16 protein-coding genes are annotated in these 12,240 nt (G+C 64.7%); 3 read left to right on the plus strand and 13 right to left on the minus strand.

Annotated elements, in window-relative coordinates; all coding sequences use genetic code 11:
- Together JOZ00_RS09585 and JOZ00_RS09590 are read right to left on the minus strand one after the other, a co-directional pair.
- On the minus strand, positions 1–243 hold a 243-nt coding region (locus JOZ00_RS09585; RefSeq protein WP_293343022.1), incomplete at its 3' end, for a hypothetical protein.
- 109 nt (positions 244–352) lie between these two features.
- The gene (locus JOZ00_RS09590; protein ID WP_293343060.1) at positions 353–811 is read right to left on the minus strand and encodes a limonene-1,2-epoxide hydrolase family protein; all 459 of its coding nucleotides are present in this window, start codon (positions 809–811) and stop codon (positions 353–355) included.
- 63 nt (positions 812–874) lie between these two features.
- Between JOZ00_RS09590 and JOZ00_RS09595 the strand changes: the two genes are divergently transcribed.
- The gene (locus JOZ00_RS09595) at positions 875–1,222 is read left to right on the plus strand and encodes a hypothetical protein (protein ID WP_293343025.1); all 348 of its coding nucleotides are present in this window, start codon (positions 875–877) and stop codon (positions 1,220–1,222) included.
- Here the strand turns inward: JOZ00_RS09595 and JOZ00_RS09600 are convergent.
- The 6 genes from JOZ00_RS09600 to JOZ00_RS09625 form a co-directional block, all read right to left on the minus strand.
- A complete protein-coding gene (locus JOZ00_RS09600) occupies positions 1,219–2,538 on the minus strand; it encodes a cytochrome P450 (RefSeq protein WP_293343028.1) in 1,320 nt (439 codons plus the stop codon). The two genes, JOZ00_RS09595 and JOZ00_RS09600, sit on opposite strands and share 4 nt — an antisense overlap.
- 59 nt (positions 2,539–2,597) lie before the next feature.
- Entirely contained in the window at positions 2,598–3,017 is a 420-nt protein-coding gene (locus JOZ00_RS09605; protein ID WP_293343031.1) for a lipoprotein LpqH, read from the minus strand.
- Between the two features lie 13 nt (positions 3,018–3,030).
- Positions 3,031–3,864 carry an SDR family oxidoreductase gene (locus tag JOZ00_RS09610; RefSeq protein ID WP_293343034.1) on the minus strand — a complete coding sequence of 278 codons (834 nt, stop codon included), beginning with the start codon at positions 3,862–3,864 and terminating at the stop codon, positions 3,031–3,033.
- On the minus strand, positions 3,861–4,343 hold the full coding sequence (locus tag JOZ00_RS09615; protein ID WP_293343063.1) for an SRPBCC family protein: 483 nt from the start codon (positions 4,341–4,343) through the stop codon (positions 3,861–3,863). Before JOZ00_RS09615 ends, JOZ00_RS09610 begins: the two co-directional genes overlap by 4 nt.
- A gap of 36 nt (positions 4,344–4,379) precedes the next feature.
- The gene (rpfC, locus tag JOZ00_RS09620; RefSeq protein ID WP_293343037.1) at positions 4,380–4,817 is read right to left on the minus strand and encodes a resuscitation-promoting factor RpfC; all 438 of its coding nucleotides are present in this window, start codon (positions 4,815–4,817) and stop codon (positions 4,380–4,382) included.
- A gap of 104 nt (positions 4,818–4,921) precedes the next feature.
- Entirely contained in the window at positions 4,922–5,491 is a 570-nt protein-coding gene (locus JOZ00_RS09625) for a chorismate mutase (RefSeq protein WP_293343040.1), read from the minus strand.
- A 62-nt stretch (positions 5,492–5,553) separates the two neighbouring features.
- On the opposite strand from JOZ00_RS09625, the gene JOZ00_RS09630 reads away from it, so the two are divergent.
- Positions 5,554–6,165, plus strand: coding sequence for a hypothetical protein (locus JOZ00_RS09630; RefSeq protein WP_293343043.1), 612 nt, complete (start codon positions 5,554–5,556; stop codon positions 6,163–6,165).
- Between the two features lie 72 nt (positions 6,166–6,237).
- Here the strand turns inward: JOZ00_RS09630 and ag85B are convergent, their stop codons facing one another.
- Positions 6,238–7,230 (minus strand): diacylglycerol acyltransferase/mycolyltransferase Ag85B, encoded by a 993-nt coding sequence (gene ag85B, locus JOZ00_RS09635; protein WP_293343046.1) that lies wholly within the window; start codon positions 7,228–7,230, stop codon positions 6,238–6,240.
- Between the two features lie 609 nt (positions 7,231–7,839).
- On the opposite strand from ag85B, the gene JOZ00_RS09640 reads away from it, so the two are divergent.
- Positions 7,840–8,967 (plus strand): hypothetical protein, encoded by a 1,128-nt coding sequence (locus JOZ00_RS09640; protein ID WP_293343049.1) that lies wholly within the window; start codon positions 7,840–7,842, stop codon positions 8,965–8,967.
- Here the strand turns inward: JOZ00_RS09640 and JOZ00_RS09645 are convergent, their stop codons facing one another.
- The 4 genes from JOZ00_RS09645 to JOZ00_RS09660 form a co-directional block, all read right to left on the minus strand.
- Entirely contained in the window at positions 8,968–9,900 is a 933-nt protein-coding gene (locus tag JOZ00_RS09645) for an SAM-dependent methyltransferase (RefSeq protein ID WP_293343051.1), read from the minus strand.
- A gap of 94 nt (positions 9,901–9,994) precedes the next feature.
- Positions 9,995–10,534, minus strand: coding sequence for a YceI family protein (locus tag JOZ00_RS09650; RefSeq protein ID WP_293343066.1), 540 nt, complete (start codon positions 10,532–10,534; stop codon positions 9,995–9,997).
- A gap of 17 nt (positions 10,535–10,551) precedes the next feature.
- A complete protein-coding gene (locus JOZ00_RS09655; RefSeq protein ID WP_293343054.1) occupies positions 10,552–11,565 on the minus strand; it encodes an alcohol dehydrogenase catalytic domain-containing protein in 1,014 nt (337 codons plus the stop codon).
- A 9-nt stretch (positions 11,566–11,574) separates the two neighbouring features.
- A partial coding sequence (locus JOZ00_RS09660) for a cytochrome P450 (RefSeq protein WP_293343057.1) occupies positions 11,575–12,240 on the minus strand: 666 nt, incomplete at its 5' end.

The raw sequence follows: 12,240 nt of genomic DNA on the forward strand, positions 1-12,240 counted from the left end.
TTTCTGCCCACAGTTCAGACCGATTATGCAGCCCAAGTGGCTTCTTTGGGCCTGGGGCTGGACCTGGCCTTGGGCCGGATCGCAGCACTCGTCGTCCGGCGATGAGGGCGTCGGGGCCACGGTCGGCGACGGGTCCGCGACGGTTCGTTGCACGCCGGCGCCGTCAACGCCGCTGAGCACCAAGGCGAGCACAGCGGCCCCACCACACGCTCCGGCTATCGTTCTGGCCATTCGATTTGCCATAACCAGTAATTGTAATTTCTCCGCGCCAAATGTACAGAGCAATAATGCGGCATAAACGGTACCGCAGGTATTAATACTTTTATGTGCGAATGGCGCCGCGAACGACGAGTCAGACCAAGTTGGTGGCGTCAAAAACCCAGCTGGTGTCGCCGGTTGTCAAGCCTTCGAAGTGATTGGGAGGCGCAAAGCCGACGAGGCTGTTGAAGTCCCAATAGTCTTTCCACACAGTGACTTTGCCGTCCACGACCTCGTGTACCGTCACGAATCTCAGCACACCTTGCTCGCCGGTGGCGAATGTCCACGTTTCCGAGTGCTCATACATCACGTCGGAGCCGTTGGACACCAGCACACCGTCGTGGTTTTCGTAGCCCGCCAGTGGCTCGAGCCCCATTTTGAGGCGTTTGACGATGTCGTCGGGACCACGCGCAGCCAATGCCGGCACCGGCATATCAACGTAGAGGCAGTCCGAAGACAAAAACGATTTGACGGCATTCCAGTCTCGCCGCGAAAGCGCCTGCCATAACCCGACGACGACATCTTCAACCGTGATCGTAGAACCCTCTGTCATAACGGCAAATAAACTCCGTTGCACCACGGGTGTCAATACGACAGAGGCTGCGGTGAATCGCCGATGAGCGCGCGGGTAAAGATTCTGATTGCGATCGCGCTCGGCGCAATCCTGGCCGGCGGCTGCGGCGCGATCGCTTATGGGTTCTGGGGCGTCAGCCAGGATTGCCACCAGTGGGCTAACAGCCGCGGCTACGAGCTGCTGCACGACGCGTGGTGGGCGAAGACTCGCGGCTGCACCGCCAGAACAGCGGACGGCGCCGAAGTCTTCCACAGCGAGCAGCTGGGCGACCAGGCGATCGGATGGCCTTGGCAAGCAGCAATTTTCGCGACAGGCACGTTGCCCGCGGTGATCATTGTCGCGGTGTACGCGATCCGCTGGCGAAAAGGCTCACCCGGGGCGGACACCTAGCCGTCGACGCGAGCCAGCGACCGCGGGCCTAAAAGCACCGGGAGCGATGCCCACCCCCGCAGGACCCGGGTGTCGCGCCTGCTTCCGGCGCCCGCCGCGCGCGCGTTGGGGAAGCGCTCGAAGAGTGTGCGCAGCCCGACTTCGCCCTCGGCCCGCGCAAGCGCCGCCCCCAGGCAGAAGTGCCGACCGGCGGAGAACGCCAGATGCCTTCCGGCATTGGAACGTTCGATATCGAAACGGTGTGGATCGTCGAACACGGACGGATCCCGGTTCGCGGCAGCCAGATAGACCACCACCAGCTCGCCGCGGTCGATCCGCCCGGCGGGATGCTCGACGTCTTTCAACGCGACCCGTGCGGTGAGCTGTACCGGCGGTTCCAGTCGCAGGATCTCCTCAACGGTGTTGGACCACAACTCGGGACGTTCGCGCAGCACTTCTAGGTGCTCGGGTGCATCCAGCAACATTCGAATCCCGTTGCTCAACAGGTTCACCGTGGTCTCGAAGCCCGCGGCCAATACCAGCCCGGCAATTCCCATCAGCTCGGTCTCGCTGAGATATGTTTCGGCAGAACCACTTTCAGCCCTCTGGATCAGTTGGCTCAACAGATTGTCGCCGGGGGTGCGCCGCAGTTTCCGGAGGTGATCGGTCAGCCAGAGATCGAATCCGGCGATCCCTCGCTGCACGCTGATGTACTGCCGCCAAGGCAATCCGATGTCCAGGCTCGGCGCCGCGAGTTCACCGAATTCGAGCACGCGCCCGCGATCCTCGTCGGGCACACCCAGGATGTCGCTGATGATCTGTACGGGAAGTTCAGAGCAATACCGCGGGACGATGTCGACGACGCCGGAGTCTTCGGCCAGCCGGTCCAACAGGCCAACGGCTGTCTGCTCGACTCGATCACGCAGGGCAGCGACCGCCCTCGGTGTGAACACCGCCGACACCGACTTGCGGTAACGCGTATGGTCCGGCGGCTCGACTGCCAGCAATGACGGCGGCCGCAAGGGATGTAAAAGGTCATCGCGGGTTCGGCGCTCCAACCATCCCAATGCTCGTGGCAGGTTGGAGCCCATCATCACCACGCGGAAGTCGTCCGACCTCAGCAGCTCACCGGCGAGCGCATGGTCGACCACCAGATAGCTGACGCGGCCCTTCACCATCGCGCCGTGGGCCCGCACTTCGTCGTAGAACGGCACGGGGTCCGCCCTCACCCGCGGGTCGGCGATCAATCGGGAATTGACCTCACCCCGCCGGACCCCGATCGCCGCGGCGCCCCGGAAAAACCCGTGCATCGCCAACCAGTGCAGCTTTTCCTTCACTGGCCCTCCCCATCGATCAGCCGATCGTCACCAAGCCTAGGCCCGCAGGCGTGGGGGAGTCAGCATTCGGCGGTGATCCTGAAGTCTGCGGTCACCGTTTTGTCGGGACTGCTGCTGTTGATGCCGTAGGCACTGCCGCTGATGGTGTACGCGTCATTGGTGACGTCGGCCTGCGCGTCTCCCACGCCGCCTTGCCAGAAGCTGCCGGTGAATCCGTTGACGTTGCGGATCTTCACCCATTGCGGAATGGCCCGGTACCCACTGATCAGGACCACCGCTTCCACCCCTCCGTCGCGGTCCGAGATGTTGATGGTCCGATACAGCTGGTCCTGGTGGCACGCGGGTGGGCGGGCCGTGTGACTGCTGCCGTCGATGGTCACACGAGCGGCTTTTAGCGGCGTGGTCTGCGCGTGCCCGCAGCCGGCCGTGCCGGCACCGGCCACCAGGATGACGGCGATCGCGATCAAACGCCTGCGCACCGGTTCACCTCCATCACCGCGAGTCCTGCGTCAGCCTGGGCAGGGCTTTGAGCATGCGGGCCCGCACGAACTCTGGGCTGAGGCCCTTGAGCAGGTCGATGAGCCGAACGCTCTTCGGCACATACCAATGGAGCCGCTTCGGGTTGTGGTAGGCCTGCCACGCCACCTCGGCCACGCTGGACGCAGGCATCAGACGCAACATGCCCTTCTTCGGCGCGGTGGCGCGCAGTTCCTCAGCCGACATCTTCTTGGCGGCGTCGTCGGAATGGTTGGTCGTTGTGGTGAGGATGGCGGTGTCGATCAGGCCGGGCAGCACATCGGCCACCCGTACACCGTGGCGGTGCCACTCGACGCTGAGCGCCTCGGTCAGGCCTTTGACCGCGTGCTTGGTGGATGAGTACACGGCGATGCGCGGCATGCCGTAGGTGCCCGAGGACGACGAGGTCGAGAACATCAGGCTGCCCGGGTTTTTCTTGAGGTAGGGGAGTGCGCCGTACGCGCCGGTCAACACGGCCTTGTAGTTGACGTCGACGAGGCGCATGGTCGCTTCGTAGGGCACGTCCTCGAACCAGCCCGATTCGCCGATGCCTGCGTTGTTCCACATCATGTCCAACCCGCCGCCCGGGTTGCCGGCGCAGAAATCCGCCAGGGCGCCGTCGAGGGCGGCCTTGTCGGTCACGTCGACCGCGCGGGTCCACAGCCGTTCGGCACCGAATTCATCGTTCAGCGTCGCCAGGCCGTCGCCGTTGCGGTCCACGGCGCCGACCCGCCAGCCGTTGGCGTGGAACAGCTTTGCGCCTTCGCGGCCCATGCCGCTGCCCGCGCCGGTGATGAAAACCGATTTCACGGGGCGTCGGCCCGCTCGACCACATCTTTAATGCGGTTCAGCGTTTTCGTCATGTCACGCACGTTGCGGCGCTTGCGCAGGAAGCCACCGAATAACCAGTACACGCCGAGCCACGGCGCAGGGTTGAGGCGAAACGACTCGGTCACGTCGGTGCCGCCGCCGCTGCGGGCCAACCGGTAGTGCCAGTTGTTCACCGGCCGGTCGCCGAGCAGAACCGTGAATCCGAATTCGCGGCCGGGTTCGCACGCGGTGACTTCGCAGGTTGTCCAATACACGGGCCCGATCTCATTGCGTCGAACATGACCGCGGAATTTGGCGCCGAGGGCCGGGCCATTCGCTTCGCCCAGCCACTCGGCCTCAAACACTTCCGGAGAGAAACGGCCCATGTTGCGAACGTCCGCGATCACGTCCCAGATCTTGCCCGCGGGCGCCGCCATATGAACGGTCGACGAACCTTCCATGGGCTGATCCAAACACAGCTTCCTGCTCGGTCATAGACCGACGCGGGTTGATCATCAGTGCGGGGTGGCCGCCTGGATGAGGCCGTTGATGATCTGCTTGATGCCCTGTGCCGGGTGCGAGTACCAACCGATCGGGAGGCCCGACTGGGCGCCGCACTTCGGCCACGCCTCGACGCCTTCTTCGGCGAAAACCCGATTGGCCACGGCGATTTGCTCTTCCCGCGTTGCCTGCGCGGGGTTGCCGTAACCGCCGTAGCGGGCCCAGGTCGCCGGTTTGAACTGGAGCCCACCGTATTCACCGTTACCGGTGTTGGCCTGCCAGTTACCACCGGATTCGCATTGCGCGATCGCATCCCAGTTGGGAGTGGTGGCCGCGCCCGCCACGCCTGGGTTTGAAGCCATCAACGCTGCAACGAACCCGCCAATCACCAACCACTTGACGAGAGACTTGCAGAGAACCTTCATGTCAAGCATTTCGGGCCCTGTGGCCAAAGCGTTACCTATTCGAAAATGCCGCGATATAGGCCATCTATCTGCGGAAATCGCATTATCGGCTGCTAATTGCCAGGCTTAGGAATTGGTGAGGAAAAAATAAATTATTGCTGGCAATATGTTTGGGTCGCCAACGACAGAGCCTGCTGATAAAGCCCGTCGAGCTGACGTCCCTGCACGACGCCGGTCCTGGCGGCGTCGAGCTGGGGAGCGCAGGCCGGCGAGCGCAACACGTCCCAGTTGGCCGCGAGCTGGCCCAACATCGTCTGGTTGAGGGTGTCGATCGCCGACCGCGAGGCCGACAGGTCGGGTGGAGCCGCCGGAACCTGCCGGGGGTTCAGCTTCCAATCGGCGAAGCGGCTGTACTCGATGGCTTCGGTGGCGTTGATCTGGTCGCCGAAGACCCGAGCGACGTAGTCGGGGTCGACGTGCCGGCCGTCGGCGTCGGCACGCAATTTGCCCAATTCCTGCTCGACGCGGCCCGGGTCTTCAATGGCACCGTGCGCATTCCACTTATAGGCGGCAACCGGCTCGGCAATCTGCAGCCGTTGCGCGGCGGCATCGACCAGCTCGGTCAGCGGGCTGACATTGTCGGCATGAGCCGGCGACGCGACGAGCATTGCCAACGTACCCAGAACGCCGCCGCACCGCGCCGCCAGTCCGCCGTTCGCCATGACAATGATTCTGGCGTGATTGCGGTCGACGTGGGCCCGTTCGGGGTTAGCGTGGCTTGCTGATGCCGTCCAGTGCCGAGAATCGCCGCCCGGTCCGGATCGCCGGGAAGCCTCCAGAGCGGTTGCGCTCGAAGCGTATTCGCGTGTTGATCGCTGCCGCGCTGGCGATTCCGCTGATGCTGGGTGGTGCGTACCTCGCGGTGGACCGCCTCCAGTCGTCCGACGCCCTTGACCATCCCGCCCATCCGCTCGACGACAATCAGTCGAAGGGTCAGGTCGTCGATCCGGTCAAGGACATCGTCAGCCTCGCCCAGCTGCAGGCGTCGTCGGCGGGCTACATGCTGATGTCCTGCACGAACCAGAACGAACCGCCGTACCAGGGTGCGATCTACCTGACCTTTTCACTGCCCACCGATACGCAGCCGGCGACGTATTTCGGGGCGATCGCGGCGACACTGGTCGGCCACGGCTGGACCGAGGGACTGCCGCCCAACAATCACGCGTTCGCCAACAGCTTCGTCCGGGATGGCGTCACGGTGATCATTTATCGCCAGGACGATGACCCCGGTCGCGGCGTGCTGCGGGCGCACGGCGAGTGCCGGAACACGAATGACCATCGCGCGGACACGACAGCGTGGATCGACATCACCGACCAATTCGCCCGGGCCCGTTGACGTCCCTCAACGCGCTACTGCGCCTGACGGTTTGTCGTCAGGCGCAGTAGCAACGTCAAGCGAGCGGGGGAGTTATCCGCCGCCGCCCGGGGAGGCACCCAGGACGCCCTGCAGGTCGGGCTTCATGGCGTTGAGCTGGGCTCCCCAGTACTCCCAGCTGTGGGTCCCGTTGGCGTTGAAGTTGAACACCGCGTTGTGGCCACCGGCACCGTTGTAGGCGTCCTGGAACTTCAGGTTGCTGCTGCGCACGAAGTTCTCCAGGAACTCGGCGGGCATGTTGGCCCCGCCCAGCTCCGACGGTGTGCCGTTACCGCAGTAGATCCAGAGGCGGGTGTTGTTACCGACCAGCTTCCCGACCTGAAGCGTCGGGTCGTTGCGCTGCCACGCCGGATCGCTCGACGGACCCCACATGGCGTCGGGCTTGTAGCCGCCGGCATCGCCCATTGCGAGACCGATCAGGGAGGGCCCCATCCCTTGCGAGGGGTCCATCAGGGCCGACAGCGAGCCGGCGTAGATGAACTGTGCCGGATGGTTCACGGCCAAGATCAGCGCTGAGGAGCCGGACATGGAGATACCGACCGCAGCGCTGCCGTTGGACTTGACGCTCTTGTTGGAGGCCAGATACCCGGGCAGTTCGCTCGTCAGGAAGGTCTCCCACTTGTAGGTCGAGCAACCGGCCTTACCACACGCGGGCTGATACCAGTCGGCGTAGAAGCTGGACTGGCCGCCGACCGGCATCACGATCGACAGCCCCGACTTGTAGTACCACTCGAATGCGGGTGTGTTGATGTCCCAGCCGTTGTAGTCATCCTGAGCTCGCAACCCGTCCAGCAGGTACACCGCGGGGGAACCGCTGCCGCCGCTCTGGAATTGGACCTTGATGTCACGGCCCATACCCGCGGATGGCACTTGCAGGTATTCGACGGGCAAACCCGGGCGCGAGAACGCCCCTGCGGTTGCCGCGCCGCCGGCAAGACCGATCAGACCTGGCAGCGTGACCGCCGCCGCTGCACCGACCAAAAGCCGGCGCCCCCAGGCCCGGACCATCTCGCTCAGATCACTCATACCTGCCCCTTGTCGTATGTGATGGCGGTCTCAGGCTGGAATTTACCGGGAAAATAGGCCAAATGTCGATCAGGACGCGAACGCGTCTCGGTTTCATATCGGCATTTAACTAAGAATTTTCGCCGCCGGCTTCCATCGCGGCGACCGCGCCCGGGAAAACCCCAGGTAGGCGGGCGATTGAGCGCGGGGCGGCCCGGAACTGCCCGTGAGATACGCGGCGTTATATAACGCACCGATAACCATGCCCTGGGCATGATTTCGTGGCGCCGCAACGCGCAAGCAAGGCACCGCCGCAATAAAAGGGGGGTCGAACGGCGACACCGATTGGAAGCCGCGCCTAACCCGTCGCGTCGCACGATCGAGACCAGCAACGCGCCGCCGTTTGCTGCCGGTACCCGTTGCCTGGCGCGTCGTCGGACAGATGTTGAACGATCTTGGACCGGGGCAGCCGAACTTGCATCGACCGCGTAGGCTCTCTCGAAGCAAGCCGATGGAGACCAGGCTATCTCGGGTCTGTTCCGGCTCTCACGAATCACCGCACCAGCGCTTCTTGGTGCGCGTCGGTGGTACTGAGGGCATCGGAGGTCCGGGACCGATTGGGGCACAAACTTGGACACGGTTCTAGGGCTATCCGTGACGCCGACCACCGTTGGGTGGGTCCTCGCAGAAGGGCACAGCGCAGACGGCACCATCCTTGACCACCAGGAATTGGAGCTACATGGCGGCCGCGGCGTGCGCGCCGTGAACACCGCGGAGCAAGTGGCAGACGAGGTTCTGCGGGTCGACGCGCTGGCCGTTGAAAGCGAGCAGCGGCTGCGCGTCATCGGAGTGACGTGGAACGACGAGGCGGCCGCGCAGGCCGCATTGCTCTTGGAAGCGTTGACCGACGCCGGTTTCGACAACGTCGTGCCGGTGCGATTCCTCGAGGCGGTCGAGACGTTGGCGCTGGCGATCGCCCCCGTGATCGGTTACGAGCAGACGGCCGTCTGCGTTCTGGAGAACGACGGGACGACCGTCGTCATGGTCGATACCCACGACGGGGAGACCCAGACGGCCACCAAGCACGTCCGCGGCGGCTTCGACGGTCTGAGCCGCTGGCTGACCGGCATGTTCGAGCGCAACGGCTGGCAGCCGGGCGGGGTGGTCGTCGTCGGGCCGCACAACGACATCGACGGCTTCTCGTGGCAGCTCGAAAAGACGTTGCCGGTACCGGTTTTCGTGCAGACGATGGCGCAGGTGACCATCGCGCGGGGCGCAGCGCTGTCCGCGGCGCAGAGCACCGAGTTCACCGACGAGCAGTTGGTGGTGGAGGCGAGCAGCGAACCTGTGCCGACTCCCGCGCGTCAGCGGCAGTTGTCCTACGCGGGAGCTGCGACGGCGTTGGCCGCCGGCGCGGTCACCTTCGTGTGCTCGCTGTCGCTGGCCGTCGGTATCGAATTCGGTCCGGCCAGTGCGAAACCCGCTTCGGCGCGCCACGTGACGCATTCACCGATGCCCCAGATCGCCGAGGCCGTGGCGCCGCCCCCGGCGGCCGCGCCACTGACCCCGCAGGCCAAAGCGCCTACCGGTGAGCCGGTCGCAGAGCCGAGCGTTCCCGAAGAGCAACCGCGCGTTCCCGCCGAGCAGCAACCGGACTCCGGCAACCGTCAGCCGTACCTGACCAGGGTGCTCGAACACATTCCCGGCGACGTCGGTGACTCGGCCGGCTCGCACCCGCCGGCCGAGTCGCAGCCCTGATCAACCGCGCCGGACAGCCGTGCAGTAGTAGTTCTCCAAGAACCCGGCATTGACCTGGGTTTGGGGTATTACGGGTAGCCCGTGGGTTGCCAACAAGTCGTTCAGTTTCACCTTGACGCTGTGCCAACCGTGGCTGTCCAGATATGTCACAACGTCGTTGCGTTCGACGTCGTAGCGCAGGTCGGACAGCTCGATGTCGAATCCGTGCGCCCGCCACCGATCGCTTGCGGTCTGCAACAGGTCCGGCGCTTGCTCTCCGTTGACATCGGGCGCGGTGGCGAAGATCTCCGCCGCCAGTCGGCTGCCGGGGGCGCTGAGTTCGGCGATGTTGTCCAGCAACCGATCTTGGGCGTCCGGCGGCAGGAACGCGAGCAGGCCTTCGGCGATCCAGGCGCTGGGCCGTGCCGCGTCAAAACCCGCTTCCCGCAACGCAGTTGGCCAGTCGTGCCGCAGGTCGATCGGAACCGGGCGCAGCTCGACCGAGGGGTGCGCACCCAGGCCCTCGAGCGTGGTCTTCTTGAACTCGATGACCAACGGCTGATCGATTTCGAACACCGTTGTTCCGTCGGGCCAGGGCAACCGGTAGCCGCGCGCGTCAAGGCCGGACGCGAGGATGACGGCCTGGCGAATGCCCGCCGCCGTCGCGTCGGCAAAGAACGAATCGAAGTAGCGGGTCCGGGCACTCATCAGGTCGGCCATCCGCTGCAGCCCCCAGGCCTCCTCGGCGACGTCGACGTCGGCCGCGGTAACGTCACCGTTGACCCAGCGTGCGAAGAATTCGATTCCCACCGCATGCACCAGGGGCTCGGCGAAAGGATCGCTGATCAAAGGCTTTTCGGCCTTGGAGGCCACCGCCCGGGCGGCGGCGACCATGGTCGCGGTCGCCCCTACGCTGGTGGCCAGGTCCCATGAATCATTGTCTGTGCGTGGCATCTCGGCCCTCTCAGAAAACAGAAAAGTAGATACTTAGCGGAATTAACGAGCTGTACCCGAGGGTACACGCGCCGGGCCGAACGCCCGGTGGAGATCAGTCGTCCTTGGCGTGAACCGCGCTCAACGAAACCGACACGTCATCCGCGACCTGGACCGAGCCCATCAGCAACGAGTAGGGCTTGATGCCGTAATCCGTTTGCCGAACCGAGGATTCGGCCGACATTCGCCACGCGTCGCCCAAATCCTCTGTGCGCAAGTCGATTACATGCTCGCGCGATCTTCCGCGAATCTGCAGCTGCCCGGTGAGACGGTATCCGTCCCCGGTCTTCTCGATGGTCTCGGCTCTGAAGCGGATCTCGGGATGGCGGCCGGCGTCCAGCGACTTCAACGCGTTCGCCTTCACCACGGCTTTTTCCGGGCCGGACAGTCCAGTGATGCCACCCTCGCCGCGCAGCACGCCAAAAGAATCGACCTCGACGACCAGCTCGACGCTGACCGGTTCGTCACCCGCCCAATCGACACAGGCCTGCCAACGGTTCATCGAGATAATGAGCCGATGGCCCATTCTGGCAGCCCGGCCCGCCACGCCAGTCCGAAGCAGCAATTCGCCGTCGGCCGCGCTAAGTGTCCACACCACGCTGTTGGCGGGGGTCACATGGTGAGCACGGTGCGGTAGTGTGCCCGCCCGCGCTCCAAGGCCTCGTAGCCCTCCGCGGCCTTGGCCAGCGGCAGCTCCTCGATCCACGCCCGCACACCCGCCTGGACGGCGAATTGCATGGTGTCCTCGATCTCGCTGGCGGTCCCGGACGGATGACCGATGATGCTGAGCCCGGGCGTGATCAGCTGGAGCGGGCTGATCGGCATCGGTTCGGGCGTGACGCCGATGGTGATCAGTTCACCCTGGGGCAGCAGGCCGCCGACGGTCGCGGCCATCGCCTGGGAGGCGCCCGCGGTGCCCAGCACCACCGCGACCCCGCCAAGGTCGTTCAACGACTCTGAGACGTCGCCGTCGCTGGCGTCCACGTAGTGGTGCGCACCCAGCTTCAGCGCGTCCTCCTTCTTGGCGGTGCCGCGATTGATCGCGATCGTCTCGAAACCCATTGCCCGGGAGAACTGCAGCCCGAGGTGGCCGAGCCCGCCGACACCGAGAATCGCCACCCGGTCGCCGGGCAACGCCTTGGTGTGCCGCAGCGCGTTGTATGTAGTGACGCCCGCGCAACCCATCGGGGCGGCTTCGGCGTCGGACAACTCGTCGGGGATGCGGGCCAACGCCGTGGCCGGAGCGGTGACCGATTCGGCGTAGCCGCCCGGGTAGTGCCAGCTCGGAACCTTGCCGTTCAAGCAGTGGATGAACTGGCCCTTGCGACACTGCGTGCAGTGGTTACAGTTGCCACCGAACCAGCCGATCGCAACGCGGTCACCAACCTCGAAATCCTCCACGCCATCGCCGACTTCGGCGATCTTTCCGGCGATCTCATGCCCAAGGGTCAGCGGCCATGACATGCCGGGAAAGGCACCCGCGACGAAGTGAGCGTCGGTGCCACAGATGCCACAAGCGGCGACGCTGACGCGTACCTCGCCGCGGGGCGGCGGCTGGGTCTCGACCTCGGCGAGCTCGAGTGACCCGCCCGCGGACTTGACGTGCACTGCTTTATGAGACGGCATGGCCGTAGCCTAATGCGCTACAGGGCAATTCGCTGCCCCGTTGGTGTGGTAGTCGACCTGCCAGTGCTTGATTCCGTTCAGCCAGCCCGACCGCAGCCGCTCGGGCTTGCCGGCCGATTTAAGATCGGGCATGGCGTCGGCGATCGCATTGAACATCAAGTCGATCGTCATCCGCGCCAGATTGGCCCCGATGCAGTAATGCGCGCCGGTACCGCCGAACCCCACGTGCGGGTTGGGGTCGCGCAGGATGTTGAAGGTGAACGGGTCGTCGAACACTTCCTCATCGAAATTGGCTGAGCGATAGACCATTACGACGCGTTGGCCCTTTTTGATCTGAACGCCGGACAGTTCGTAGTCCACCAGGGCGGTGCGCTGGAACGACGTCACCGGGGTGGCCCACCGGACGATCTCGTCGGCCGTCGTGATGGGACGCTCCCGCTTGTACAGCTCCCACTGGTCGGGGAAGTCGGTGAAGGCCATCATGCCCTGGGTGATGGAGTTGCGGGTGGTCTCGTTGCCGGCCACGGACAGCAGGATGACGAAGAAACCGAACTCGTCATCGGAGAGCTTGTGGCCGTCGACGTCGGCCTCGACCAACTTGGTGACGATGTCTTCGCCGGGGTTCTGCTGCCGGTCCGCGGCCATCTGCATGGCGTAGGTGATCAGTTCGACCGA

The sequence above is a fragment of the Mycobacterium sp. genome (genome assembly GCF_019243155.1).
In the GTDB taxonomy this organism is placed as follows: domain Bacteria; phylum Actinomycetota; class Actinomycetes; order Mycobacteriales; family Mycobacteriaceae; genus Mycobacterium.

What these genes read in the sequence shown, in the direction of transcription:
- JOZ00_RS09625 (WP_293343040.1), bottom strand. Translation starts at nt 5,491, where the DNA reads ATGGCGAACGGCGGACTGGCGGCGCGGTGCGGCGGCGTTCTGGGTACG.
- JOZ00_RS09655 (WP_293343054.1), bottom strand. Translation starts at nt 11,565, where the DNA reads ATGCCGTCTCATAAAGCAGTGCACGTCAAGTCCGCGGGCGGGTCACTC.
- JOZ00_RS09645 (WP_293343051.1), bottom strand. Translation starts at nt 9,900, where the DNA reads ATGCCACGCACAGACAATGATTCATGGGACCTGGCCACCAGCGTAGGG.
- JOZ00_RS09590 (WP_293343060.1), bottom strand. Translation starts at nt 811, where the DNA reads ATGACAGAGGGTTCTACGATCACGGTTGAAGATGTCGTCGTCGGGTTA.
- JOZ00_RS09630 (WP_293343043.1), top strand. Translation starts at nt 5,554, where the DNA reads ATGCCGTCCAGTGCCGAGAATCGCCGCCCGGTCCGGATCGCCGGGAAG.
- JOZ00_RS09595 (WP_293343025.1), top strand. Translation starts at nt 875, where the DNA reads ATGAGCGCGCGGGTAAAGATTCTGATTGCGATCGCGCTCGGCGCAATC.
- ag85B (WP_293343046.1), bottom strand. Translation starts at nt 7,230, where the DNA reads ATGAGTGATCTGAGCGAGATGGTCCGGGCCTGGGGGCGCCGGCTTTTG.